Genomic DNA, 25,072 nt, shown 5'->3' on the forward strand with positions numbered 1-25,072 from the left:
CTCGTCCCCCGGCCCCATCAGGGCTGCCCCTCAAGCTTGCATGTGACAGCGGTGACCCTATCGGAAGTCGCCACCCGCGCCACCGCCGCTGACGCAGTCACCTTGACTCCTTCACGTACGCGGCGAACCGGCCCGCCACACCGTCACGTCGAGGCTGATGTAGTCACTCGGATCACCCTGCGGCGCCGCCCCCTGGTACGTGACCAGGGCGAGGTCACCGGAGGCGGCCAGCACGCAGACCCGGGAGCCCGGGGTGAGCTGGCCGAGGCCGATCTCGGGGGTGAAGCGGGTGGTGTCCCGGCAGGAGGTGGCGGAGCCGTACTCGTCGGCCCGCAGCAGCACCAGCTTCCCGCCGTCGCCCGCGCGCACGCTGCCGCCGCCGCTGCCGGGCGCGGCGGGGTTGCGGTAGCCGAAGTCGGCGGCGGTGGCCGGGGAGTTGTCGGGCCGCAGCGGGTCGGTGGCCAGGGTGAGGTGGTAGCCGTCGGGCAGCGACACGTCGTCGTAGTCGACGCCCTTGGGGCTGATCCCGCCGGGCAACTGGCTGCCCGGGCCGCTGGGCACGCCGGTCGGCTCCACGCCCTCGCGGTCCCCGCTGCCGGACGGCCCGCCGCCCGGGCCCTGGCCCGCCGGGTCCGACGCGTCGCGCGGCGGCTCGCCCTTCGACTCGCCGTCGGGCGTGCGCGGGGCGCTCGACTCGCCCCCGCGCCGGGCGGAGCTGTCCCCGTCGTCGTCCTGACCGAGGTAGTACGCGGCGCCGGCGCCCGCCCCCACCACGAGCACGGCGGCGGCCACCAGCGCGGCCACGCGCCGGCCGGCCCGCCCCGGGGGCGCGGCGCCGGAGTCGGGAGCGGGGGCGCGGTCGGGGGCGTTCGGGTGGCCGGCGGCCGGCTCGCGCCGCGGCGGGTCAAACGCGCCACTACCTGACGCCGCCGCGCCGTCCGCCGCGCCGTGGTGCGCGCTCGCGTCGGCGCCACGGCCCCGGGCCAGCGTCTCGTCGTGCGGGGAGACACCGGCCGCCGGGGCGGGGCTCGCGGACCGGTGGCCGAGGTCGGCGGCGACCACGGTCGGCAGCCAGTCCTCCGGGCGGCGCAGTTCGGCGCCGGGGGACGCGGCCCGGCACATGGCGATGATCTCCGCGGGGGTCGGCCGGTCGGCCGCCTCCTTCGCCAGGCAGCGGCCGATCAGCTCGCGCAACTCCTCGGGCACGCCGCTGAGGTCGGGCTCCTTGTGGACGACCCGGTAGAGGACGCCGTGCGGGGTGCCGTCGCCGAAGGCCGGGGCGCCGGACGCCGCGAAGCAGGCCACCTGGCCGAGCGCGAAGATGTCGGTGGCCGCCGTGATGTCGGTGGCCTCGGCCTGTTCGGGCGCCATGAAGGCCGGGGTGCCGATGGTCATGCCGCTGCCGGTGAGCGAGCTGGCGTCCGCGGCGCGCGAGATGCCGAAGTCGATGACGCGCGGGCCGTCGGCCGCGAGCAGCACGTTCGACGGCTTGAAGTCGCGGTGCACGATGCCCGCCTCGTGGACGGCGGCGAGCGCCTCGGCCATCCCGGCGATCAGCAGCAACACGGTGGGAACGGGCAGCGGGCCGTGGTCGGTGATCACCGACTGGAGCGAGGGCCCTGGCACGTACGCGGTCGCCAGCCAGGGCGTGTCGCCCTCGGTCTCCGCGTCGATGACCGGCGCCGTGTACAGGCCGTGCACCCGCTTGGCCGCCGCCACCTCGCGGCGGAACCTGCCCCGGAACTCGGGGTCCTCGCTCAGGTCGGGCCGCACCACCTTGATCGCGACCGGGCGGCCGGCCGGCGTGTAGGAAAGGTAGACCTTGCCCATGCCGCCCGAGCCGAGCTTGGCGGCGAGCCGGTAGCCCGCGATCTGGCGCGGGTCCTTCTCCCCCAGCGCCTTGAAGACCTCCGCCACCTTCGTCCTCCCCGTTTCAGCACCGCACGCCCCGACCTTAACCGAGCCTTCGGGCCCGGTACGCGGTGCGGTGGACCCGCCCGGTGGGGGCCGGGGCGCGGACGGTGGCGCGTTCCGGTTGGCCGGTGCGCCAGCGCGCCCCGGGGGCGCGGTGCGGTAGGACAGGGCCATGGCAGCGACCTCACCGATCACACCAGCACCACCACGGGCGAAGGCGACGGGCGAGGCGCCGAGCGCCGCGGAGCGGCCGGCCGTCGTCGCTCTGGTGCTCGCGGCGGGCGGTGGCCGGCGGCTCGGCGGGCGGCCCAAGGCGCTGCTCGACCATGGGGGTCGGCCGCTGGTGGAGCGCGCGGTGCGCGCGGCGCGGGCGGGGGGCTGCGCGCCCGCGGTGCACGTGGTGCTCGGGGCGGCGGCGGAGCGGGTACGCGAGCGGGCCGACCTCGCGGGCTGCGTCGTGGCCGACAACCCCGACTGGGCCACGGGTATGGGCTCCTCGCTGCGCGCCGGGTTGGCGTCGGTGCGCGACGCCCCGGGTGGCGGGCTCGGGCCGGGCGGGTCGCCGTCCGGCGCGGGCGCCTCGGCGCTCCTCGTGCTCCTCGTCGACCAGCCGGGCGTGGGCGCGGAGGCGGTGGCGCGGGTGGTGCGCGCGCACCGGGCGGGCGCGGGCCTGGTGGCCGCGGCGTACGAGGGGCGGCGCGGCCACCCCGTGTTGTTCGCCCGACAGCACTGGGCACAGGTGGCCGCGCTCGCCCGGGGCGACCGTGGGGCGCGGGACTTCCTGCGCGCCCACGCGGCCGAGCTGACGCTCGTGGAGTGCGCCGACGTCGCCTCCTGCGCGGACATCGACACCCCGGCCGACCTGCGGCTGCTCGACCCCGACCGCTGAGGTCGGGGGCGGGTTCGTCGGAGGTGCCGGCTCGCTCGGCCGGCCGGACCGTCGGCGCGTCAGCGATCGGTGTCGCCGGGGTGGGCGTCGGGGCCGAGGGTGGTGTGCGGGCCGGCATGCGGGTCGGCGGTGGTGCCGGTGGTCGAGTCGGCCGTGGTGGCGTCGCCGGTGGTCACGATCCCGGAGACGTTCCCGCCGATGGCCACCGACCGTTCCCCCGAGGCATGCGCGGTGGGGGTCGGCGCGGGCGACACGGTGGGCGGCGCGAGGGGCGCGGCTCCGTGCCGGGAGTGGGCCGGTGCCGGGGTGGGGCCGTCGCCGGTGGACACGGTGCCGGAGACGCCCCCGCCGATGGCGACGGACCGGTGCCCGCTCGCCGTGACGGCGGGGCTCGCGGGGGCGGTCGGGGCGGGTGGAGCCGGCGCGGCGGGTCGCCGCAGCGCGTACACCGAGACGCCCAGGCCGGCCAGGCCGACGATGGTGCCCACGATGCCCGCCACCTGGCCCGCCGTGTCCAGGTCGGCGATCACCACGAGCGCGACCAACCCGACGGCCAGCAACGCCCCGGCCGTCACGCCGCCCCAGGCCAACGCCCGCTGTCGTCCCGTCATATGAGCCATCATCGACGGCGATCCCCCCACCACGCCACGCACTCGCCGCAACCCGTGTCAGCCGCCCGGACACCGGCGCGTGGGGGGCCGGCCCGCCGGGCGCGTGGGCGGCGCCCGACGGATGCGGGCCACGGCGTGACCGCTGCCGAGCATCGGCCCCATTGAACTTCCACCATGAGAAAACTATTCTCCATAAGCCAGAAGCACCATGGCCGAAGCTCCGCCGCCCCCGCACCTCCACCAAGGCACCACCCGCCCGGTCACCGTTCGCCGTCGCCGCGCGGCGGCGTCCGCCACCGCCCTCCGCGCCCCCGCCCGCCCTCCGCGCCCCGCAGGCCGCCGCGTTGGCCCCGGCCGCGCCCGGGGGCGGCTCGGCCGGGGCGCCCCGTCGAAGGAGAGTCAGCTCTCATGGCCGTACCAGTCCAGCCCCCGCCGGCCGCCACCGTCGCCGACGATCCCGCGCACCGCCTCGACCGCCAGGACGAGATCCTCACCGAAGCGGCGCTCGCCTTCCTCGGCGCGCTGCACGAGCGGTTCACGCCGCGCCGCGACGCACTGCTGGCGCGGCGCGCCGAGCACCGCGCGGAGATCGCCCGTACCGGCACGCTCGACTTCCTGCCGGAGACCGCGGCCATCCGCGCGGGCGACTGGCAGGTCGCCCCGGCGCCCGCCGCGCTCCAGGACCGGCGCGTGGAGATCACCGGCCCGACCGACCGGAAGATGACCGTCAACGCGCTCAACTCCGGCGCCCGGGTCTGGCTGGCCGACTTCGAGGACGCCTCGGCGCCCACCTGGGAGAACGTGATCGGCGGCCAGCTCAACCTGCGCGACGCCTTCGCCCGGCGCATCGACTTCACCGGCCCCGGGGGCAAGACGTACACCCTGCGCCCGGACGCGGAGTTGGCGACCGTCGTCGTACGCCCGCGCGGCTGGCACCTGGACGAGCGGCACCTGCGGGTGGGCGGGCGCGCCGTTCCCGGCGCGTTGGTCGACTTCGGCCTGTACTTCTTCCACAACGCGCGCCACCTCGCCGAGCGGGGCAGGGGCCCGTACTTCTACCTCCCCAAGACCGAGTCGCACCACGAGGCGCGGCTGTGGAACGAGGTGTTCGTCTTCGCCCAGGAACACCTGGGCCTGGCGCGCGGCACCGTGCGGGCCACCGTCCTGATCGAGACCATCACGGCGGCGTTCGAGATGGAGGAGATCCTGTACGAGTTGCGCGAGCACGCCGCGGGGTTGAACGCGGGCCGCTGGGACTACCTGTTCTCGATCGTGAAGAACTTCCGGGACGGCGGAGCGAGGTTCGTCCTGCCCGACCGGAACGCGATCACGATGACGGCACCCTTCATGCGCGCGTACACCGAACTCCTGGTCCGCACCTGCCACAAGCGCGGCGCGCACGCGATCGGCGGCATGGCGGCCTTCATCCCCTCGCGCCGCGACGCCGAGGCCAACGCGGTCGCCTTCGAGAAGGTGCGGGCCGACAAGGACCGGGAGGCGCGCGACGGTTACGACGGGTCCTGGGTGGCCCACCCGGACCTGGTGCCGATCGCCATGGCCTCCTTCGACCGGGTGCTGGGGTCGCGCCCGCACCAGAAGGACCGGCTGCGCGAGGACGTCGCGGTGCGCGCGGCCGACCTGCTGGCCGTCGACTCGCTGGAGGCGCGCCCGACGCGCGCGGGCCTGGTCAACGCGGTGCAGGTGGGCATCAGGTACATCGAGGCGTGGCTGCGCGGGCTGGGCGCCGTGGCCATCTTCAACCTGATGGAGGACGCGGCCACCGCCGAGATCTCCCGCTCGCAGCTCTGGCAGTGGATCAACGCGGGCGTGGTGTTGGAGGACGGCGTGCCGGTCACCGCCGCGTTGGTGCGCTCCGTCGCCGCCGACGAGCTGGCGGCCATCCGCGCCGAGGCGGGCGAGGCGGCCTTCGCGGCCTGCGCCTGGCAGCGGGCGCACGACCTGCTGCTCCGGGTGGCGCTGGACGCCGACTACACGGACTTCCTCACCCTGCCGGCGTACGAACTCCTCGACTGAACAAGGGAGTTGGTCACTTTCGGCACCTGCCCGACCCGCGTCACGACCGGTTCCTGAGGCCATCTCGATGGGGAAAACGCAACGTCGACAGGGTCCGCCGGGGCGGCTACCTTCACCTGGTCCCCGGCGATCGCCCACGGTCGTACGGGGAGTTCCCGCGGGCCGCGCGCTCCCGCGACGGGACGCGTGGGGCACGCCCCGCGCGCCCTCGCCCCGCGCGTGGGCCACCGAACGGGACCCCGCCAGGCACCCCTCCAGGGAGACGCATGCCCCATCTCGCTCTGTACACGTTCGGCGTCCTGAGGTCGCCCCTCACCGATCCCGCGCCCCTCACGGGAGAGTTCCTCGACCGCGGCGAGGCCATTTACCAGAAGATCAGCCAGCACCCCGGGTACCTCGCTCACGCCGAGGCGGCCGACGGCGAGCCGGGCGCCCACTTCGACCTGGACTGGGGCGCGTGGGGCGAGTTCGCCGTACCGGCCTGGTACGGCAAGGGCCGGACGGTGGACACCATCGCCCTGGCCGCCTCCCTCTCGCTCTGGACCGACCTGCGCCCCGTCTTCGACGCCATCTACACCGGTCTGCACCGGGCGGCGCTGAACAGGCGTCACGACTGGTTCGAGCGGTCAGCGCACCCGGGTTACGTGTTCTGGTGGGTCCCCGAAGGCGCGACACCCACCTGGCAGGACGGGGTCTCCCGGCTGGAACACCTGCACGCCCACGGCCCCGCGCCGCACGCCTTCACCTTCCACCACGCCTTCACCCCGGAGGCGACTCCCACCCGGGTCACGGGCATCGGCCCGAAGGACGAGCGGGTGCGTTGACGCGGAAGCCCGAACGGCGGCCGGCCCCGTCGTGGTCACGGGGCCGGCCGCCGGGAGGTGAAGAACGTGAAGAACGCGAAAAACGCGGAAACGCGAAAAAGGGGCCGGGCGGTGCGGGACCCCTCTGTCCCGCACCGCCCGTTTCTCCCTCGGCGATGGTCTGGGGCCGGGGCGCCCGTGCGGGCGCCGGTCGGCCGGTCAGCTCACGGGTCCGGTCTCCCGGACCGCGTCAAGCCGGTCGCCGTGGGGTGTGGTTCAGACGAGCTGCCACAGCGCCGGGGCGCTCACCGGGTCCCAGCCGGGCTGGGCCTGGTGCGGCTGGAGGCAGCGGTAGGTGGAGCCGTTGTAGGTGACCTGGTCGCCGGCGTTGTAGGTGGTGCCGGCCGCCCAGGTGCCCTCACCCGGGCCGGGGCCGGGGCCACCGCCGTCATCGGTCTTCAGGGTGAGCCCGTAGCCCTGGATCAGCGGGTTGATGGGCTGGTGGAAGGTGGTGCCACCCGAGCGGCAGTCGCCGGAGCCACCGGAGGTGACGCCCTGGGCCTGGCTGCCGGAGATGTACGAGCCGCCGGAGTCACCGGGCTCGGCGCAGACCGTCGTCTGGGTCACGCCGCTGATGGTGCCCTCGGGGTAGGTGACGCTGGTGTTGTGCCGGGTGATGGTGCCGCAGTGCCAGCCGGTGGTCGAACCGGAGCGGCAGATCGAGGCGCCGACGGCCGACTGCGTCGAACCCGCGACCTTGACGTTCTGGCCCTGGCTCGCGACGTACGGCGTGGCCTTCCAGTTGCTGTTGGTCGCCACCCAGGCCGTGTCACGGCCGGGGAAGGTGGACGCCTGGAAGGTGCCCTGGCTGACCTGGTTGAAGCCGCTGGTGGTGGTGCCGGCCCGGCCACAGTGGCCCGCGGTCGCGAAGCCTTCCGTGGTGCCGCGGGTGACCGCGAAGCCGACCGAGCAACGACCGCCGCTGCCCATGTAGTACGCGTCGCCGCCACGGATGTCGTACAGCGGGCGCGGGCTCTCGGAGATGGTCTCGACGCGCACGAGGTCGCGGGCGACACCGCTGGCGGAGATCAGCTTCTGGGCGGCGGCCGGCTTGACCGCGTTCACCACGACGGTGTTGGTGCGCACGTCCACCGACCAGTACGGGGCGTCGACCGAGCTGTTCTTGACCGCGGCGCGGTCGAGCTTGGCCTTGGCGGCGTCCAGCTCGGCGAGCGTGTGCGACACCAGCTTGGCCTTGGCGCCCTTGGCGGTGATGCCGGCGACCTCGGAGCGGTCCGTGGTGGCGACGGTCAGCGTGGCGGACTCGGCGCCGCTGACCCAGGCGCCGGCGAAGTCGCGGCCCAGGGACTGCTGGAGCCGGCCGGCGAGCGCGCCGGCGTCGGCCTCGTTGACCAGTCGCTCCTTGGCCTGCTGCGGGCTGCTGAGGCCCAGGTCGCGCTGCATGGCCGCGAGGACGGCCGGGGACGTGTCGGCGACGCGCAGGGTCTCCGCGGCCGTCGGGGCGGCGGAGTCGGCCGACCGCGCGGAGGCAGTGCCCGGCAGCAGGCTGAGGGCGAGGGCGCCGACCGCCGCTGCCGCGGCACACGCGATGGTGGCGTGTCTTTGGGGCATGGGGTGTCTCCTCGGTTTCGGTGGGGGTTGGCGAAACCGTAAGTGGCGCGATCTCTTCCGCAGAAGATTCCAGATTTACCCCTGCCTCGCGGTATGGACCTGTGGCGGCGCCGCCCTTGACGTGCGCCGCCGCGATCGGTCCACGGCCACCGCGCGGGCCACGACCGCACCGCCGTCGCGCCCGCGACCTGCACCGCCGCCGCGTCACGGCCATCACATCAGGTCCCCCTCGCCCGGCCGCGACCGGGTCCTGTCCCACGGCTACGCCAGGGACCTCTCCCCCGGCCTGGACGGCGCCCGGCGCGGGTTCGGGGCCGGGTTCCGGACCTCCGCGTCGTGAACGGTGAGCCAGGCGGCGTAACTCTCGCTGCGGGTGGCGGCGTCGGCGTGCGCGGCGTACGCGTGCTCCACCACGTCGGACGCGACGTCGGCGGCGGGCCCGTAGGGGTCCCAGCCGATGAGGTGCCGCCACATCAGCGGCGTACCGGCCAGCGCCCGGGTCACCAGCCCCGGCGGGGTGGGCAGGGTGGCGCGGCACAGGCCGGCGGCGCGGCCGACCTCGGCCAGGTAGACGCAGGAGGCGATGTCCGTCTCGTACAGGCGCCGGGGCCGGAAACCGGCCCGGGCGCAGGCGGCGTTGAAGCACTCGCCGAAGCAGCCGTCGCCCGGCACGACGGCCCACGCCTCGTCGGCGAGGTCGGCCAACTCGACTTCGGAGCGGGCCGCGAGCGGGTGGTCGGTGCTGAGCATGACGAAGATCGGGTCGACCGCGAACTGCCGCCAGGCCAGCCGGTCCGGCTCGGGCGGGGTGCTCTGGCCGCAGGCACCGATGACGGCGAAGTTCAGCCGCCCGTCGGCGACCGACGCGGCGATCTCCCGGTCCGACCAGGAGATGCGGGTGGTCACCGGGGCGCCCGGGTGGGCGGCGGACAAGCGGTCCACCATGGCGCCGAGCAGCGGCCCGTGGGTGCCGCCGAGCCGGAAGGCGGGCGCCTGCTCGCCGTCCTGGGTCAGGCGCACGGCCTCGCGCTGGAGCTGCCCCACGGCGGGCAGCAGGATGCGGGCGCGGTCCAACACGAAGTCGCCCAGCGCGGTGGTCCGCACGCCGTACCGGCCCCGCTCGAACAGCCGCCCGCCCAGGGTGGCCTCGATCCGTTTCAACTGCGCGCTCAGGGCGGGTTGCGCGAGCCCGAGCACAGCGGCTGCCCGGGTCAGGCTGCCCGCTTCGGCTATCGTCCGGATCGCCCTCAGATGCCGCATCTCCAGGTCCATGATGCGAGCTTGGACCCGCCGTCCGCCCGGGACAATACCCAGGTCCAGACCAGTGCTCCGGAAGGCCACGACGGCGCCGGCGGCCCGCGATCGGCGGCGGCCGGGCGGGGGTTGGGCGGCGGACGGGATCAGGCGAGGACGGGTGGCGCGGCCGGGCGCGCTGCTCAGGGGGCGGTCGGTACCGGTGGCGGCGCCGAGCCGGCCGGCTGGTCGGACGGGGTCGCTGGCGTCGGGCTGCCCAGGTGGTTGAAGGCGAGGTTGAGGGCGACGGCCACGAGACAGCCGGTGCTGATTCCGGAGTCCAGGACGACCAACACGTCCGCGGGGAAGGCGTGGTAGAAGCCGGGCGCGGCGATGGGGATCAGGCCCACGCCGAGCGCGGTGGCCACGATCAGCGCGTTCTCGCCCCGGTCGAGGTCCGCCCGCGCCAGGGTCTGGACGCCGCTGGCGGCGACCGAGCCGAAGAGCACGATGCCCGCGCCGCCCAGGACCGGCAGCGGGACCAGGGATATGACGGCCGCGGCGACCGGGAACATGCCCAGCAGGACGAGGATGCCACCGCCGGTGGCCACCACGTACCTGCTGCGTACGCCGGTCATCGCGACCAGGCCGATGTTCTGCGCGAAGGCGCTGGCGGCGAAGCCGTTGAAGACCGGGCTGACGGCGGTGCCGAGGGCGTCGGCGCGCAGCCCGCCCTCCAACGTCCGGCCGTCCGTGGGTCGGCCCACGATCTGGCCGAGCGCGAGCATGTCGGCGGTGGACTCGGTCATGCACACCAGCATCACCACGCACATCGAGACGATCGCCGCGAGGTGGAACTGCGGCGCGCCGAACTCGAACGGGGTGGGGAAGCCGAAGACGTCCGCCTGCCGGACCCCGTCCGTGCTGGTCATCCCGAACGGGACGGCGGCCAGGGTGCCGGCGATCAGGCCCAGCAGGATGGAGATCTGCCGCAGGAAGCCGCGCGACAGCCGGCGCAGCGCCAGCACGATGACCAGCGTGGCTGCGGCGAGCGCCAGGTGCTTGGGGGCTCCGTGGTCGGCGGCCCGCGGGTCGCCGCCCTGGGCCCAGTTGAAGGCGACGGGCAGCAGCGAGAGGCCGATGAGGGTGATGACGCTGCCGGTCACCACCGGCGGGAAGAAGCGCACCAGGCGGCGGAAGTACGGTGCGAGCAGGAAGCCGAGCACGCCGGCGACGATGGTGGCGCCGAAGATGACCGGCAGCGCGTCACCGGGGCCGGCCGACTCGCCGATGGCGATCATGGGCGTCACGCCCGCGAAGGAGACGCCGTTGACGAACGGCAGCCGGGCCCCGATCCGCCACACGCCGAGCGTTTGCAACAGCGTGGCGATGCCGGCGGTGAAGAGGCTGGCCCCGATGAGGAAGGCGGTCCCGGGCGGATCGAGCCCCACGGCGGGGCCGATGATCATCGGTGGGGCCACCACCCCGGCGTACATGGCGGCCACGTGCTGGAGCCCGCTGGCCACCGTCTTCCCCGGCGGCAGCATCGCGTCGACCGGATGCGGCACCTCGGCCGACCGCCCCCGCGCCTCCTCGCGACGTAGCGTCCGCTCGCCACGTACCGTCCACTCGCGCTTGCGTGTCCGCTTCCGCTCCGCGGAGGTCGCCGCGGGTGTGGAGGCTGCGGTGGTTCGACGAAACCTGGGCACTGGCGCCACGGCGGTTCCTCCTGTCGGTGTTCGCGCCGTCGCGGGCGCGGCGTTCGGGGAGCGGTGCGCGGGCGGTGGACACGCTTGCCGTGCGGGGTGCGGGGTGCGGGGTGCTGCGGGGCACGGGGGCGAGGCGAGATGCGGGGTGCTGCGAAGTACGGGGGGGGGCGAGGCGAGGTACGCGAGGTGCGGGTGCGCGGATACGCGGGGACGCCGCACGTGGGTACCGGCGGGCGGCGCTGGGCCGGTGACGTTCGTGGCGTCGGTCGCGACCAGGTGCGGGGCGGGCCGGCGGGCGGTGGCGATCGGGGGGGCCGGCCCGGGGAGGCGGTGCGCGGGCGCCCTCCCGGGCCGGCGGTGTGCTCGCGGGCCGTGGCCCGCGAGCCCGGCCGAGGGCCGTCCCCCTCGGCCGAGTTCGGGCGGCGGGGTCCGCCGGCGGGCCTAGGCCGCGGCGATGCGGGCCAGGCGGCGGGCCTGCTCGCCGGCGGCGCGCGCGATGGTCTCCTCGTCGGCGGTGGTGAGCCGGCCGTCCTCGACCACCGGCACCCCGTTGATCAGCGACAGGGTGATGGGCGCCGGGGCGCCGAGGACGAGCGCGGCGACCGGGTCGGCGATCGTGGAGTGGCCGATGCCGTCCAGCCTCCACAGCACCAGGTCGGCCAGCTTGCCCGGCTCAAGGGAGCCGATCTCCGCGCCACGGCCCAGGACCTGGGCGCCGCCGTACGTTCCCATGCGCAGCGCCTGCCGGGCGCCCAGCGCGTCGGGGCCGCCGGCGATGCGGTGCACGAGCAGCGCGGTGCGCAGTTCGGTGTGCAGTTCACCCGACTCGTTGGACGCGGTGCCGTCCACGCCGAGGCCCACCGGCACCCCGGCGCGGAGCAGGTCCGGCACCCGGGCGGTGCCGGCGGCGAGCCGGGCGTTGGACGAGGGGCAGTGGGCGACGCCCGTGCCGGTGCGGGCGAAGGCGGCGATGTCGGCGTCGCCCAGGTGCACGCAGTGGGCCATCCACACGTCGTCGCCGAGCCAGCCGGTGGACTCGAAGTACTCGGTGGGGGCCATGCCGAACGTCTCCTTGCAGAACTGTTCCTCCTGCACCGTCTCGGAGCCGTGGGTGTGCAGCCGTACCCCCTTGCGGCGGGCCAACGTCGCGGCGTCGCGCAGCAGTTCGGTGGAGACGGAGAACGGCGAGCAGGGCGCGACGCCGACGCGCAGCATCGAGTCGAAGGAGGGGTCGTGGTGGGCGTCGATGGCCGACTCGGTGGCGGTCAGCGCCGCCTCCGTGGTCTCGACGGCGAAGTCGGGCGGCAGCCCGCCCTGCGCCGTGCCCAGGTCCATGGAGCCGCGCGTGGGGCTGAACCGCACGCCCAGCTCGCGCGCGGCCCGGATCTCCGCTCCGAACAGGTCGCCGGCGCCGTGCGGGAAGACGTAGTGGTGGTCCATCGCCGTCGTGACGCCGCCCCTGGCCATCATGGCCAGCGAGCCGCGCGCCGCCTCGTACACCATCGGCTCGTCGATCCGCGCCCAGATCGGGTAGAGCGCGACGAGCCAGTCGAAGAGGTCCGCGTCCTGGGCCAGGCCACGGGTGAGCCACTGGTAGAAGTGGTGGTGGGTGTTGACGAGCCCGGGCGTGAGCAGGTGGCCCGTGCCGTCCACGCGCCGGATCACGCCCGGCAGGTCGGCCGGGGCAGGGCTCGGGCCCACGGACTCGATGCGGTTGCCCGCGACGACCACGTGGCCCGAGGCGTACTCGGTGTCCTGGGCGTCCACGGTGGCGACGGCGCAGTTCTCGATGACGATGCGGACCGGTGCGCCCGTGCGGCCCGCGTCGGGGCGCGGGTCGCGGGCGGGGTCCGCCGGGTCGGCTGGGGCTTCCGGTACTGCCATGGGGGTTCCTCGGTGTCGTCGGGGCGAGGCGGGGCGGGCGGGCGGGCGCCGGGTGGGGCCGGCGGCGGGGGCCGCTGGCGACTCGCCGGCGCCGCGTGTCGCGCCAACCGCCGTACGGAGGCGGCGACTTCGCGCACCCCGCCCCTCAGGGGCTGGTGAGGTCCGTCGGTATGGCCTGGGTGGCGCCCTCGCGCAGGACGGTCGCCTCGATCAGGCCGTACGGGCGGTCGGCCGCGTAGTACACGGCGCCGTCCGCGCTGGCGTTGGTGAGGCCGAACGGTTCGAGGTCCACCAGGAAGTGGTGCTTGTTGGGCAGCGAGAGGCGGATCTCGTCCACCTCCTGGCGGTTGTCGATCACCCGCGCGCCCATCTGGAACAGGGTCTGCTGGAGGGAGAGGCTGTACGTCTCGGCGAACGCCTGGAGCAGGTGGGTGCGGGTCCGCTCGTACGCCGTGTCCCACCCCGGCACGGGCTCCCCGTCGCTCGCCCAGCGGTAGCGCCAGCGGGCGTGCACGTCGGTGGCCAGGACGCGGTCGTACGCCTCCTTGAGGGTCGTGTACCGGTCCTTGGCGTAGCCCCAGAACTCCGAGTTGGTGGAGTTCAGCACGGTGAGCCCGGACAGCCCCGAGATCACCTCCCAGCCCCGGCCGTCGTAGCTGACCTGCGCGGTGCGCACCTCCTGGCCCGCGCGCACGAACGAGTGCCGGACCGCGTCGGCGCCGACGAAGCGGGAGGCGTCGTCGGAGGTCTCGATGCGCTGCCACGCGTACTCCTCGATCCGCACGCGCGCCCGGGTGATGGCCTCCTGGCTGGTGACGAAGTGCCGGGCGAGGTGGATGCCGAACTGCTCGGCGGAGGCGATGCCGTGCTCCTGCGCGAAGGCGAACACGGTGTTCTTGACGGTGTCGGTGGGCAGCACGTTCACGTTGCTGCCCTCGCGGTGGACGTCGGTCATGTCGCCGGAGAGGGCGACCGAGACGTTCAGGTCCTTGAGGTGGTGGGTGGCGCCCTCCCGGCTGACCTTCACGACCCGGCACTCGGCCTTGCCGTACTGGTTCTGACCGAGCACGGCCGCCCCGGACCGGCCGGGGCCGACCCGGGCCGTGGGGTGGCCGTTGGCGGACGGAACGGGGGAGGCGTCGGACGCGGCAGACGCAGAAAGCGCAGCAGACGCAGCAGACGCGGGGGTTGCGGAGGACGCGGAAGACGCGGGGGTTCCGGAAGACGCGGAGGACGCTGTCATGGCAGTGCTAGCTCCCTCGGTATACGGAGTAGCCGAACGGGTTGAGCAGCAGTGGTACGTGGTAGTGCTCGCCGGCGGAGACGGCGAAGGCCACCGTCACCTCGGGGAAGAACGCGCCGCCGTCGGCGCCCCCGGCCCGTCCGGAGGCCGCGGCGAGGTGGGGGCCCACGTCGAAGCGCAGCCGCGCGTGTGTCGTGTCGGCGGGCAGCGCCGGCAGACCCGTACAGCGGCCGTCGGCGTCGGTGGCCGCGCGCGCGTGCACGCTCCAGGCGGCGTCGGGTGAGGCGCGGGCGGAGAGTTCGACGCCGATCGCGGCGGCCGGTCGGCCCGCGCTGGTGTCCAGGACGTGGGTGGACACCGATGCCTGGGGGTCGCCGCTGGTGTGGCGGTCGCTTGTCTGGTCGTTCATCCGGCTGCCGCTCCTTCGTCTCCCTCGTCCGTGCCGGCGGTGGTTCCGGACGCCCGGCTGGGTGCGCCGGACGCCGGGCCCTCGGCGGCGAGTACCCCGTCAGCCAGCAGTTTGGCCAGCCGAAGGCGATTGATCTTGCCCAGTTCGGCGCGGGCGACGGCGCGCTCCCGCTCGGGCGTGTTGCCGATCCGCTCCCGGATGGCCGCCAACAGCCCGTCGGCCGTCACCCCGGTGGCGCAGATGAGGAAGACGTGGCCGAACCGCTCCTGGTAGGCGAGGTTCAGCGCGAGCATCTCGGCCCGCAGCGCCTCCGGCGCACCCGCCATGCCGCGCTGTTCGTGCGCGGCGGCCAGGTCGCCGGGGGTCGGACGGCCGATCGGCGGGTGCCCGGCCATGGCCTCGGCCAGGTCCGCGTCGGCCAGCGCCGCCAGGGCGGCGTCGGCGGCGGCGAACAGGTCGTCGGCGCTGGCGTACGGGCGCCGCGCGAGGACGGCCGCGCCCCACGCGCGGCTCGCGCACACCGCGCGCAGGGCGGCGGACGCCACGGCGTCGTCGGCACCGTTGAACCGGGCGAGACCCGGTGGCGAACTCGACGTCACATCAGCCTCCGTTGCGGTGCGGTCAACGGCTGAGCAGGGCCGGGAGCTGTACGGATTCCCGAGGCGGGCGAGTGGGGAGCCGTGCGGGCGTGGCCGTACGGAGCGTGGTGCGGAGGACCGGCCGGTCGGGTGGCCGGCCCGTCGGGTGGCGGGTCGCGGCGGGCCGCGCCGGGCGCGGCGGTCAACGGGGGAATCGGCGGGTGTCCGGTAGGGCGGCAGGTGCCCGGCGTGGCGGCGCCCGTGGCCCGGGGCCGGGCGCGGTGCGAGCGCTCGTGCTCGTGTGCGTACTCGTTCGTGCTCGTGCTCGTGTGCGTACTCGTTCGTGCTCGTGCTCGTGCTGGTGCTGGTGCTCGTTCGTGCTTCCGGATAGCTAAGACCCTGCGCCGCGCATCGTCAACAGTTTGTTGAAATTCTTGTGGCGCGCGGCACAACACCAGGGCCGCCGACCCGCGTTGGGTCGACGGCCTGCACTCCACGGCGCCCGGGGCGCTACTCGCCGGCCCGGCCGACCTTCTCCCTGTTCAGGTAGTTGTAGATGGTGAAGCGACTCACGCCGAGCGCGGTCGCGGCCGTCTCCACGCCGTGGCGTACGGAGAAGGCGCCGCGCGCCTCCAGGACGCGGACCACCGACTGCTTGGCCTTGCGGTCCAGGTCCGCGAGCGGCATGCCGTGCCGCCGCTCCAGGTCGGCCAGGATGTGGTCGAGCGAGTCGGACAGGTGGGGCAGGCGCACCGCGAGCACCTCCCGCCCCTCCCAGGAGAGCACGACATCGTCGCCGGCCGCGCGCTCGGGCGGCACCATCTCGCCCCCCATGGCGTCGATGAGCGGCTTGACCGCCGCGACGAAGGGGTGGTCCCCGGCCTCGGTCACGCCCCCTCCTCCCGTACGACGTTGACCTGCACCGAAACGCGCGTCGCCCCGGCCTCGATGGACCGGCGCAGCAGCGCGTCCACGGCCGCGTAGACGACATCGGGGCGGCCCTGGACGGTGTTGCCGAACGGGCCCACGTCAACCGCGTCCAGATCGGCGGCCCGTACGACCTCCCGGGCCACCAACGCGTGGGACGGCGTCTCGTCCAGGTCGAACGGCTCGGTGGTGAATTCAACCCTGAGTCTCACCCGGCCCAACCTACTGCGCCCCCTCCCCCGCGACCGCTCCGAGCCCCTGGCAGCAGTGTGTCAGCCCTCTCGCTCCTATTTCATAGAGCAGAATAAGCCTTCCGCACTGCGGTAGTTGATCAGGTTCACGGGGACGCGGAGGCGTCCGCCGACCGGCTCGCGGGGGCGTCGGGCCGGGCGCGGGTGGGCGGCGCCGGGCGGAGAGGACGGATCGCTTCCGCGCCAACCTCGGTGCCGTGGCCGGCCGGGCCGACGCGTTCGGCCACCGGCGCGGGTGGGGCCTTCGGCGCCGGGGCGGGCTCCGGCGCGGGGCGCGACCGTGCCGGCGCGCGGAAGGTTCGCGCACTACGGCACGGTCGGCCGGGCGCCCCTCGCCGCTCGGCGCGGTGAGGGGCGGGCGGCGGGGGCGCGCGCCGGCGGTGGTGCCCTCAAGTGACACGCCCTAAGTGGCCACGGCCGAAACCCGCTCGCCGTCTCCCCAACGCCCCGCGCATCGTGGACGATGGGACCGCGTAGTAACCAACCCCCCGTTCCACGTGTCCTGCTGGAGCCGACGATGGCCAAGAGCGTGCCGGTGCGGTGCCCGGCGTGCAGCCGTGAGCACTCGTTCACGCCGCCCACCTTCCCCTGCGCCTGCGGCGCCCCGCTGACCGTGCCGATCCTGGCCGGCCCCGTGGCCCGCCTCGACCACCGCACCTGGGAGGACTCCTGGGTCGCCGTGCGCTGTCACTCCTGCGGGCGCAGGGACCACTGGCCACAGCCCGAACTCGGCTGCCCGTGCGGCACGGTGGTGCGGCTGCCGGTGGCCGAGGCGCCGGAGGAGACCGGCAGCCGGCTCGCGACCACGGGCGGCGCCGGCGCGGCGGGCGCCACCGGCGCGCACCCCGCGCCCAGTTCGGCGGTGTTGCGGCCGGCGTTCCACCCGGTGACCATCCGTACCGGGCGCGACGTGGTGACCGCCGCCGCGCAGTACCTGAAGTGGCTCGGCTTCACCAGCATGCGCCGGGTGGAGGACCGCGCCCCCTCCGGGGTCGACCTGCGCGGGCCCGGCATCGTCGCCCAGGTGGACCCCACGACCCGCCCCACCGGGGTGCGGGACGTGGAGTGCCTGTGGCTGCACGGCCTGAGCGAGGCCGCCGTCAGCGTCTTCTTCTCCCTCGCGGGGTACGCGCGCATCGCGAGATCGCGCGCGGACGAGCTGTACCTGCCGCTGTTCGTCATGGACCTCACCGGCACCCCGCAGCCGGTCAACGACCCGGCGGACGACCTGATCCGGATGGGCCCGCCCGAGGTCTGAGCTTCCGGGCCGGTCAAGGTCGCGGGCCGCGCAGGTCCTCGACGGTCTCCTCGCGCAGCACCGCCTTGCGGACCTTGCCGCTGGCCGTCAGCGGGAAGGCGGCCACGACCCGTACCAGGCGCGGGGTCTTGAAGCGCGCGAGGTGGCCCTCGCAGTACGCCGCGACCTCGTCCACGGTCAGCGTCCGCGCGCCCGGCGCGAGGATGACGCAGGCGGCGATCTCCTCCCCGTACTTCTCGTCCGGCACGCCCACCACCTGCACGTCGGCGATCTTCGGATGTCCGTGCAGGAACTCCTCGATCTCGCGCGGGTACACGTTCTCACCACCCCGGATGATCATGTCCTTGATGCGGCCGACGATCTGCACGTACCCGTCGTCGCCCATCACCGCCAGGTCCCCGGTGTGCATCCAGCGGGCCGCGTCGATCGCCTCGGCCGTGCGCTCGGGCTCCGCCCAGTAGCCGAGCATGACGCTGTAGCCGCGCACGCACAGTTCGCCGCGCTCGCCGCGTTCCACGGTGAGCCCCGTGACCGGGTCGACGATCTTGAGTTCCAGGTACGGGTGGGCCACGCCGACCGTCTCGGTGCGCCGACGCAGCGTGAGCAGGGCGCTCTCGTCCGCCGCCGGCAGCAGAGTCTGGGTGGCGATCGGGGAGGTCTCGGTCATGCCGTACGCGATGGCGATCTCGGACAGGTGCATCTCGGCGATGACCCGCTTCATCACCTCGGCCGGGCACGGCGAGCCGCCCATGATGCCGGTGCGCAGCGTGGACAGGTCGTAGGTGGCGAAGTCGGGCAGGTTCAGCTCGGCGATGAACATCGTCGGCACCCCGTACAGCGACGTGCACCGCTCTCGGTCGACGGCGCGCAGCGTGGCGGCGGGGTCGAAGGACGGGGCGGGGATGACGGCGCAGGCGCCGTGGCTGACGGCGGCCAGCACGCCGACGACCATGCCGAAGGTGTGGTAGAGCGGCACCGGCAGGCAGATCCGGTCGCGCTCGGTGTAGCGCAGCAGGCTGCCGGCGATGCGGGCGTTGTTGAGGATGCTGTGGTGCGAGAGGGTCGCGCCCTTGGGGTGGCCGGTGGTGCCCGACGTGTACTGGATGTTGATGGGGTCGTCACAGCTCAACGCGGCGGCGCGGGCCGCCAGTTCGTCGTCGCCCGCACCGTAGACACCGCCCTGGCCCGCGCCCCGGCCCGTACCCCCGCCCGCGCCGCTCGCGGCGCGCTCGCCCGCCGTCAGCAGCGCGGTCCAGGAGGCGTCGCCGAGGTGCACGACCTCGCGCAGGCCGGGACACCCGGACCGGGCCGCGCGCACGACGGCCCGGCAGTCGACGCCCCGGTACTCGCCGGCGGCGACGAGCACGCTGGTCCCCGACTGCCGGAGCGCGTACGCCAACTCGTCGGCGCCGTAGGCCGGGTTGAGGCTGACCAGGATCGCGCCGACGCGGGCGGCGGCGAGCTGCACCAGCACCCATTCGGCGCTGCTCGGCGCCCAGATGCCGACGCGCTCGCCCGCCGCCACGCCGTACGCGAGCAGCCCGCGGGCGACACCGGTCACCGCGGCGTCCAGTGCGGCGTAGCTCCAGCGGCGGCCACTGGCCGCCTCCACCAGCGCCTCGCGGTCGCCGTGCCGGCTGGTGGTCTCGGCCAGTGCCGCGCCGATCGTCTGTCCGGTCAGCGTCAGTTCGCCGCCGGGGCTGCTCGCGTACGAGAGGGTCATCGTCAGCGGGCCCTCTCGGCGACCGAGCGGCGTGGGGCCGGGGCGGCGGGCTCGGCGGGTGGCGCGGGCCGCTGGGGGGCCAGGGCCCGGGCGACCTCGTCGCGCAGCTCCACCTTGCGGACCTTGCCGCTGACCGTCATCGGGAAGGACTCGACCACGCGCAGGTAGCGGGGCACCTTGTAGTGCGCGAGGCGGCCCCGGCAGAAACGGGCGAGTTCGTCCCGGGTGAGCGGGTTGGCCGGGTCGCGCAGGATGACGCAGGCGGCGATCTCCTCCCCGTACTTCTCGTCCGGCACGCCCACCACCTGCACGTCGGCGATCTTCGGGTGGGAGTAGAGGAACTCCTCGATCTCGCGCGGGTACACGTTCTCACCACCTCGGATGATCATGTCCTTGATGCGGCCGACGATCTGCACGTACCCGTCCTCGCGTAGCACCGCCAGGTCCCCGGTGTGCATCCAGCGGGCCGCGTCGATCACCTCGGCCGTGCGCTCGGGCTGCTCCCAGTAGCCGAGCATCACCGAGTAGCCGCGGGTGCACAGCTCGCCGGCCTCGCCGCGGGGCAGCGTCACGCCGGTGGCCGGGTCGACGACCTTGACCTCGATGTGCGGCATCACCCGGCCGACGGTGGCGGTGCGCCGCTCCAGGTCGTCGTCGACCCGGGTCTGGGTGGAGACCGGCGAGGTCTCGGTCATCCCGTACGCGATGGCGACCTCGGCCATGTGCATCTCGGCGACCACCCGCCGCATGACCTCCACCGGGCACGGCGAGCCGGCCATGATGCCGGTGCGCAGCGTGGACAGGTCGTAGGTGGCGAAGTCGGGCAGGTTCAGCTCGGCGATGAACATCGTCGGCACCCCGTACAGCGACGTGCACCGCTCCCGCTCGACCGCGTGCAGGGTGGCGACGGGGTCGAAGGACGGGGCCGGGATGACCACGCAGGCGCCGTGGCTGGTGGCGGCGAGGTTGCCCATGACCATGCCGAAGCAGTGGTAGAAGGGCACCGGCACGCAGATCCGGTCGCGCTCGGTGTAGTTGATCAACTCGCCCACGAAGAAGCCGTTGTTGAGGATGTTGTGGTGGGAGAGCGTCGCGCCCTTGGGGAAGCCGGTGGTGCCCGAGGTGTACTGGATGTTCACCGGGTCGTCGCAGCTCAACTGGGCCTGGCGGGCGGCGAGTCGCTCCGGCGCGACGGCGGCGCCGGCGCGCACCAGGCCGTCCCAGGTCGGGTCGCCGATGTAGACGACGTCGCGCAGCGCCTTGCAGTCGGCGCGGACCTGCTCGACCATGCGCCGGTAGTCGCTGGTCTTGTGCTCGATCGAGGAGACCAGGACCTGGACGCCGGCCTGGTCGAGCACGTAGCGCAGCTCGTGGACGCGGTAGGCCGGGTTGATGTTGACCATGATCGCGCCGATCCGGGCCGCCGCGTACTGCACCAGCACCCACTCCGGGCAGTTGATCGCCCAGATGCCGACCCGGTCGCCCTTGCCGACGCCCTTGGCCATCAGGCCGCGGGCGACCTCGTCCACCGCCCGCCCGAACTCGGTGTACGTCCAGCGCCGCCCGCTGGCCATGTCCACCAGCGCCTCGCGGTCGCCGAAGCGGGCGATGGCCGCGTCGAGGTTGGCCCCGATGGTCTCGCCGAGCAGCGGCGTGTCACCGGCGCCGCTGGCGTACGAGAGCGCGGGCGGCGACTGGCCCGACTCCACGCGCCCCGGGGTCAGCGTCTGGCCGGCGGCGGCCTCGGAGTGCCGCTCGGCGGCCGGTTGCGCCGCGGCCCCCGCGTCCTGTCCCGTACTGGCCGGCGGCGCGCCGGTGGTGGCGCGTACGGCGGGCTCGGTGGTGCTCTGGCTGCTGGTGGCGGGGCCGGTCATGAGGACTCCTCACGGTATTCGGCGGCGCCGCCCCCCTGGGCGGTACGCTCGCGCAGCTCGATGCGGCGGATCTTGCCGGAAACGGTCTTGGGCAGCTCGGCGAACTCGATGCGGCGCACCCGCTTGTAGGGCGCGAGCACCGCGCGCGAGTGCGCGAACAGCTCCTTCGCGGTCTCCGGCCCGGGCTCCCACCCCTCGGCCAGGACCACGTACGCCTTCGGCACGGCGAGCCGCACCGGGTCGGGCGCGGGCACCACGGCGGCCTCGGCCACGGCCTCGTGTTCGAGCAGCGCGCTCTCCAGCTCGAACGGCGAGATCTTGTAGTCGGACGCCTTGAACACGTCGTCGGCCCGCCCCACGTAGGTGATGTAGCCCTCCACGTCGCGCGCGCCGATGTCGCCGGTGCGGTAATAGCCGTCGGCCATGGCCTCGGCGGTGCGCTCCGGATCGCCCGCGTACCCGGTCATCAGGCCCACCGGGTGCGCCGACAGGTCGAGGCTGATCTCGCCCTCGTCGGCGGGGACGCCGGTGACCGGGTCGAGCAGCGCGACGGCGAAGCCGGGCGTGGGCCGCCCCATGGAGCCGGTCTTGAGCGGCTGGCCCGGCGTGTTGGCGACCTGCACGGCCGTCTCGGTCTGCCCGAACCCGTCCCGGATGGTCACCCCCCAGTCCCGCCGCACCTGCTCGATGACCTCGGGGTTGAGCGGCTCGCCGGCCGCCACGGCCTCCCGTGGCGCGGAGCGCAGCGCGCTCAGGTCGGCCTGGATGAGCATCCGCCACACGGTGGGCGGCGCGCAGAACGTGGTGACGGCACAACGGTCCATCTCGGCCATCAGCCGCGCCGCGTCGAAGCGGGTGTAGTTGAACACGAAGACGGTCGCCTCCGCGTTCCACGGGGCGAAGAGGTTGGACCAGGCGTGCTTGGCCCAGCCCGGCGAGGAGATGTTCAGGTGCACGTCGCCGGGGCGCAGGCCGATCCAGTACATGGTGGCCAGGTGGCCGACGGGGTACGAGACATGGGTGTGCTCGACGAGCTTGGGCTTGGCCGTGGTGCCCGAGGTGAAGTAGAGCATCAGCGGGTCGCTGGCGCGGGTCGGCCCCTCGGGCGTGAAGTCGGCGGGGGCGGCGTAGGCGTCCGCGTAGTCGAGCCAGTCCGGCGCCTCGCCCCCGGCGCCCACCACGATCCGCGTGTAGTCGCCGGGCACGTCGGCGAACTTGCCGGTGTCCAGGGCGCGGGCGATGACGTGCCGAGCGCCGCCCCGCTCGATCCGGTCCGTCAGGTCGGCGGGGCCGAGCAGCGGGGTGGCGGGGATGACGACGGCGCGCAGCTTCATGGCGGCCAGCGCGGTCTCCCACAGCTCGGCCTGGTTGCCGAGCATCACCACCACCCGGTCACCGGCGCGCACGCCCTGGGCGCGCAGCCAGTTGGCCACCTGGTTGGAGCGCACGCGCAGCTCGGCGAAGGAGAGACGGGTCTCCGTACCGTCCTCCTCCACGATGTGCAGGGCCGTTCGGTCCACCCGCTCGGCCAGCGGGTCGAACCAGTCGAGCGCCCAGTTGAACACCTCGGGGCGCGGCCACTGGAACCCGGCGTAGGCGGCCGCGTAGTCCTCCCGGTGCCGGAGTAGGAAGTCCCGCGCCGCTCGGAACTCTTCGGTCGGACCGATTACCGCCACATGTCCTCCTCATTGCCAAAGCGCTCGCTAGCATCGTGCGACGAGTGATCTGAGTCTCACTACCCCCGGACGGGGGTGACGGTATTTACGGGGAGGTGTCGGTGGCGGATACGTACGGCGCCGTGGAAATGCGGTCCGCACTCGGGCGGATGCGACGGGGCGGCGGACTACCGGTCGCGTTCGGTGGACTGTTCGAGGGAACCCGCCAGTTCCGCATAGCCGAACTGGCCGGCACGGCCACACCCGTGCTACTCGGCCTCACCATCACCACCGGCAACGGGCTCGGGGGCAAGGCCATGGCGCTCTCCCGGCCCGTCTACGTATCGGACTACCCCGCCTCCCGCGTCATCAGCCACGAGTACGACGCGGCCGTCGCCGCCGAGGGCCTGCGCTGCGTGCTCGCGGTGCCGGTGGTGGTGCGGCGCCGGGTACGGGGGGTGCTGTACGGGGCGCTGCGGCAGCCGATGGCGCTCGGCGACCGCACCATGTCGGTGGCGGTCGAGGCCGCCCGCGAGCTGGAGCAGGCGCTCGCCGTGCGCGACGCAGCGCAGGACGAGGCGCAACGGGTACTGACCGCGGCGGCACGCCCGCCGGAGGCGGACCCGGCGGCGTGGGAGGAGGTCCGCGCGGCCCACGGCGAACTGCGGGCGCTGGCCCAACGCGTACACGATCAGAAGCTCCGCCACGACCTGCTCGCCGTCCTCGGCCGGCTGGCCACGGCCTCCCCCGAGGCCGCTCCCCCGCCCGACCGGGCGCCCGGCCTCCCCTCGGTCGAGCTGTCGCCGCGCGAGGTGGACGTGCTCGCCTGCGTGGCGTCGGGCGCCACCAACGCGACGGCCGCCGACCGGCTCGGGCTGCGCCCGGAGACCGTCAAGAGCTACCTGCGGTCGTCCATGCGGAAGCTGGGGGCGCACACCCGACTCCAGGCCGTGGTCTCGGCCCGCCGTGCGGGGCTGTTGCCGTAGCGGCTGGGAAGGGCGGGGCGCGGTGGGTGCTGGTTCGTGGGGGTGGGGTGGGTGTTGGTTCGTGGGGTGGGGTGGGGTGGCTGTGGGTGCGGTTGTGGGTGCGGCGGTGATCCACGGTCGTGGTCGTGATTGAGAGTCACGGTCGTGGTCGTGGTCGACGGGCATGGTCGTGGTTGACGGGTCGACAGTCGCGGTCGACGGGCATGGTCGTGGTGCATGGTGGGGCGCGTGGGAGCGCGCTGGTGCACTGGGGCCCGTCCGGGCGCCGGCTGGGGGCGCACGACCGGCTGACGCCTGGGCGGTCGGGCGCGGGCCGGGTCAGCCGGTCGGCGCGGTGGTGAGCATCCACTGGCTGAAGGCGGCGTAGCGCTCCGCGGACTCGGCGGCTCCGTCGGCGAACTCGATGGCGGTGGCGTGCTCGCGCACCCGCGCGAAGCGCGCGCGGCGGGCGTGCTCGTAGCGGGCGAGGGCGGTGGCGGTGTCGGGCCCGGCCGCCAGTTCGGCGCGCAGCACTCCGACATCCTCGAGGCCGAGGGCGCCGCCCGCCGCGATGTGCGGGGACAGGCCGTGCGCGGCGTCCCCGATCAGCGCGACCCGGTCGGTGGTCCACCGCGGCAACTCGGGAACCAGCATGATCTGGTTCTCCAGGATGGTGTCCTCGGGGGTCGCGGCGATCATCTCAAGGAGTTCGTCGTGCCAGCCGGAGGCCGCCACGTTACGGGCCCGCCGCAGGGCCCGGTCCCGCTTGCTGCCCACCAGTTCGCCGGCGTCGAACTGACCGACCCACCACATGGTCTGCCCCCGCGCGACCCGGGTGTAGCCGCCTCGGGTGCGCCCGGGGCCGATGGTGACCATGGTGCCCTCCGGCCGCTCGGCGCCGGAGGGCAGCACGGCCCGCCAGGCGTAGTGGCCGACGTGCTCGACTGCCGCGCTGCCGGGCGCCAGGGCGGCGCGTACGTCGGAGTAGACCCCGTCGGCGCCGACCAGCAGGTCCGCGCGGAGTCGCGCGCCGCCGGCGGGGTGCACGTCGACGTGGGTGTCGTGTTCGGTGAAGCCGGTGACGTGGGCGCCCAGGCGTATCCGGTGTCTGCCGACGGCGTCGGCGAGCAGGTCGTTCAGGCCCGCCCGGGGCACCATCAGGAGTTGGTAGGCGGCCGGGTCGTAGCCGGCCGCGCGGATCGGGCGCCCGGTGGCGTCGTAGAACCAGGCGTCGACGGCACTGCCCATGCCCCGCGCCTCCGCCCCGACGCCGATGGCGTCGAACTCGCGCAGCGCGTTGGGCCACAGGCTGATGCCGGCCCCGGCGGCCCGCACTCGCGGGGCGTGTTCCAGGACGGTCACCTCGTGCCCGATCAGCCGTAGTGCCGCCGCGGTGGTGAGTCCGACCAGTCCCGCTCCCACGATCACGGTGCGCGTCACGTGCTTCCTCCGTCGTCCGGTGGATGGTGGCGCGAGGCCG

At 74.4% G+C, this 25,072-nt stretch carries 19 protein-coding genes and 1 pseudogene; 5 read left to right on the top strand and 15 right to left on the bottom strand.

Annotated features, from left to right (window positions below):
* Positions 1 to 111: 111 nt before the first annotated feature.
* Entirely contained in the window at positions 112 to 1,917 is a 1,806-nt protein-coding gene (locus AC3CHW_RS05935; RefSeq protein ID WP_488469785.1) for a serine/threonine-protein kinase, read from the bottom strand.
* Between the two features lie 169 nt (positions 1,918 to 2,086).
* On the opposite strand from AC3CHW_RS05935, the gene AC3CHW_RS05940 reads away from it, so the two are divergent.
* Positions 2,087 to 2,803: a nucleotidyltransferase family protein gene (locus AC3CHW_RS05940; protein WP_488469786.1), complete on the top strand. Its 717-nt coding sequence runs from the start codon at positions 2,087 to 2,089 to the stop codon at positions 2,801 to 2,803.
* 59 nt (positions 2,804 to 2,862) lie between these two features.
* Here AC3CHW_RS05940 and AC3CHW_RS05945 read toward each other — a convergent pair whose 3' ends face one another.
* A complete protein-coding gene (locus AC3CHW_RS05945) occupies positions 2,863 to 3,414 on the bottom strand; it encodes a hypothetical protein (protein WP_488469787.1) in 552 nt (183 codons plus the stop codon).
* A 408-nt stretch (positions 3,415 to 3,822) separates the two neighbouring features.
* Here AC3CHW_RS05945 and aceB point away from each other — a divergent pair, with 408 nt between their 5' ends.
* Both aceB and AC3CHW_RS05955 read left to right on the top strand, forming a co-directional pair.
* Entirely contained in the window at positions 3,823 to 5,448 is a 1,626-nt protein-coding gene (aceB, locus tag AC3CHW_RS05950) for a malate synthase A (protein WP_488469788.1), read from the top strand.
* Between the two features lie 266 nt (positions 5,449 to 5,714).
* Entirely contained in the window at positions 5,715 to 6,272 is a 558-nt protein-coding gene (locus AC3CHW_RS05955; protein ID WP_488469789.1) for a DUF3291 domain-containing protein, read from the top strand.
* A gap of 255 nt (positions 6,273 to 6,527) precedes the next feature.
* Here AC3CHW_RS05955 and AC3CHW_RS05960 read toward each other — a convergent pair whose 3' ends face one another.
* From AC3CHW_RS05960 to AC3CHW_RS06000, 9 genes and pseudogenes are all read right to left on the bottom strand, one after another.
* Complete coding sequence (locus AC3CHW_RS05960; RefSeq protein ID WP_459247782.1) at positions 6,528 to 7,883, bottom strand: carbohydrate-binding protein; 1,356 nt, start codon at positions 7,881 to 7,883, stop codon at positions 6,528 to 6,530.
* Between the two features lie 261 nt (positions 7,884 to 8,144).
* Positions 8,145 to 9,155 carry a LysR family transcriptional regulator gene (locus AC3CHW_RS05965; RefSeq protein ID WP_488469790.1) on the bottom strand — a complete coding sequence of 337 codons (1,011 nt, stop codon included), beginning with the start codon at positions 9,153 to 9,155 and terminating at the stop codon, positions 8,145 to 8,147.
* Between the two features lie 164 nt (positions 9,156 to 9,319).
* Positions 9,320 to 10,663 carry a nucleobase:cation symporter-2 family protein gene (locus tag AC3CHW_RS05970; protein ID WP_488470978.1) on the bottom strand — a complete coding sequence of 448 codons (1,344 nt, stop codon included), beginning with the start codon at positions 10,661 to 10,663 and terminating at the stop codon, positions 9,320 to 9,322.
* Positions 10,664 to 11,266: 603 nt separating this feature from the next.
* Positions 11,267 to 12,709 carry an 8-oxoguanine deaminase gene (locus tag AC3CHW_RS05975; protein WP_488469791.1) on the bottom strand — a complete coding sequence of 481 codons (1,443 nt, stop codon included), beginning with the start codon at positions 12,707 to 12,709 and terminating at the stop codon, positions 11,267 to 11,269.
* Between the two features lie 145 nt (positions 12,710 to 12,854).
* A complete protein-coding gene (pucL, locus tag AC3CHW_RS05980; RefSeq protein ID WP_488469792.1) occupies positions 12,855 to 13,778 on the bottom strand; it encodes a factor-independent urate hydroxylase in 924 nt (307 codons plus the stop codon).
* A 181-nt stretch (positions 13,779 to 13,959) separates the two neighbouring features.
* On the bottom strand, positions 13,960 to 14,361 hold the full coding sequence (uraH, locus tag AC3CHW_RS05985) for a hydroxyisourate hydrolase (RefSeq protein WP_488469793.1): 402 nt from the start codon (positions 14,359 to 14,361) through the stop codon (positions 13,960 to 13,962).
* Between the two features lie 98 nt (positions 14,362 to 14,459).
* A pseudogene (gene uraD / locus AC3CHW_RS05990) lies at positions 14,460 to 14,960 on the bottom strand (2-oxo-4-hydroxy-4-carboxy-5-ureidoimidazoline decarboxylase); the annotation flags it as partial.
* A gap of 489 nt (positions 14,961 to 15,449) precedes the next feature.
* Complete coding sequence (locus AC3CHW_RS05995; RefSeq protein ID WP_488469794.1) at positions 15,450 to 15,830, bottom strand: helix-turn-helix domain-containing protein; 381 nt, start codon at positions 15,828 to 15,830, stop codon at positions 15,450 to 15,452.
* Positions 15,827 to 16,078 carry a YkoF family thiamine-binding protein gene (locus tag AC3CHW_RS06000; protein ID WP_176164705.1) on the bottom strand — a complete coding sequence of 84 codons (252 nt, stop codon included), beginning with the start codon at positions 16,076 to 16,078 and terminating at the stop codon, positions 15,827 to 15,829. Before AC3CHW_RS06000 ends, AC3CHW_RS05995 begins: the two co-directional genes overlap by 4 nt.
* 556 nt (positions 16,079 to 16,634) lie before the next feature.
* Here AC3CHW_RS06000 and AC3CHW_RS06005 point away from each other — a divergent pair.
* Positions 16,635 to 17,375, top strand: coding sequence for a hypothetical protein (locus tag AC3CHW_RS06005; protein ID WP_176164704.1), 741 nt, complete (start codon positions 16,635 to 16,637; stop codon positions 17,373 to 17,375).
* 13 nt (positions 17,376 to 17,388) lie between these two features.
* On the opposite strand, the gene AC3CHW_RS06010 is transcribed toward AC3CHW_RS06005, so the two are convergent.
* Genes AC3CHW_RS06010 through AC3CHW_RS06020 form a run of 3 tightly spaced genes read right to left on the bottom strand, consistent with a single transcriptional unit; the run spans position 17,389 to position 22,639 of the window.
* Complete coding sequence (locus AC3CHW_RS06010) at positions 17,389 to 19,098, bottom strand: AMP-binding protein (protein ID WP_488469795.1); 1,710 nt, start codon at positions 19,096 to 19,098, stop codon at positions 17,389 to 17,391.
* A gap of 2 nt (positions 19,099 to 19,100) precedes the next feature.
* Positions 19,101 to 20,972, bottom strand: a complete 1,872-nt coding sequence (locus AC3CHW_RS06015; RefSeq protein ID WP_488469796.1) for an AMP-binding protein — start codon at positions 20,970 to 20,972, stop codon at positions 19,101 to 19,103.
* Positions 20,969 to 22,639, bottom strand: a complete 1,671-nt coding sequence (locus AC3CHW_RS06020; protein ID WP_488470979.1) for an AMP-binding protein — start codon at positions 22,637 to 22,639, stop codon at positions 20,969 to 20,971. The genes AC3CHW_RS06015 and AC3CHW_RS06020 overlap by 4 nt, the downstream gene beginning before the upstream one ends.
* Before the next feature lie 137 nt (positions 22,640 to 22,776).
* Here AC3CHW_RS06020 and AC3CHW_RS06025 point away from each other — a divergent pair, with 137 nt between their 5' ends.
* A complete protein-coding gene (locus tag AC3CHW_RS06025) occupies positions 22,777 to 23,613 on the top strand; it encodes a helix-turn-helix transcriptional regulator (protein ID WP_187089436.1) in 837 nt (278 codons plus the stop codon).
* 318 nt (positions 23,614 to 23,931) lie between these two features.
* Here the strand turns inward: AC3CHW_RS06025 and AC3CHW_RS06030 are convergent, their stop codons facing one another.
* A complete protein-coding gene (locus AC3CHW_RS06030) occupies positions 23,932 to 25,032 on the bottom strand; it encodes an FAD-dependent monooxygenase (RefSeq protein WP_488469797.1) in 1,101 nt (366 codons plus the stop codon).
* Between the last annotated feature and the right edge of the window lie 40 nt (positions 25,033 to 25,072).

This window comes from Streptomyces sp. MGP-BFMKR1 (assembly GCF_057766585.1).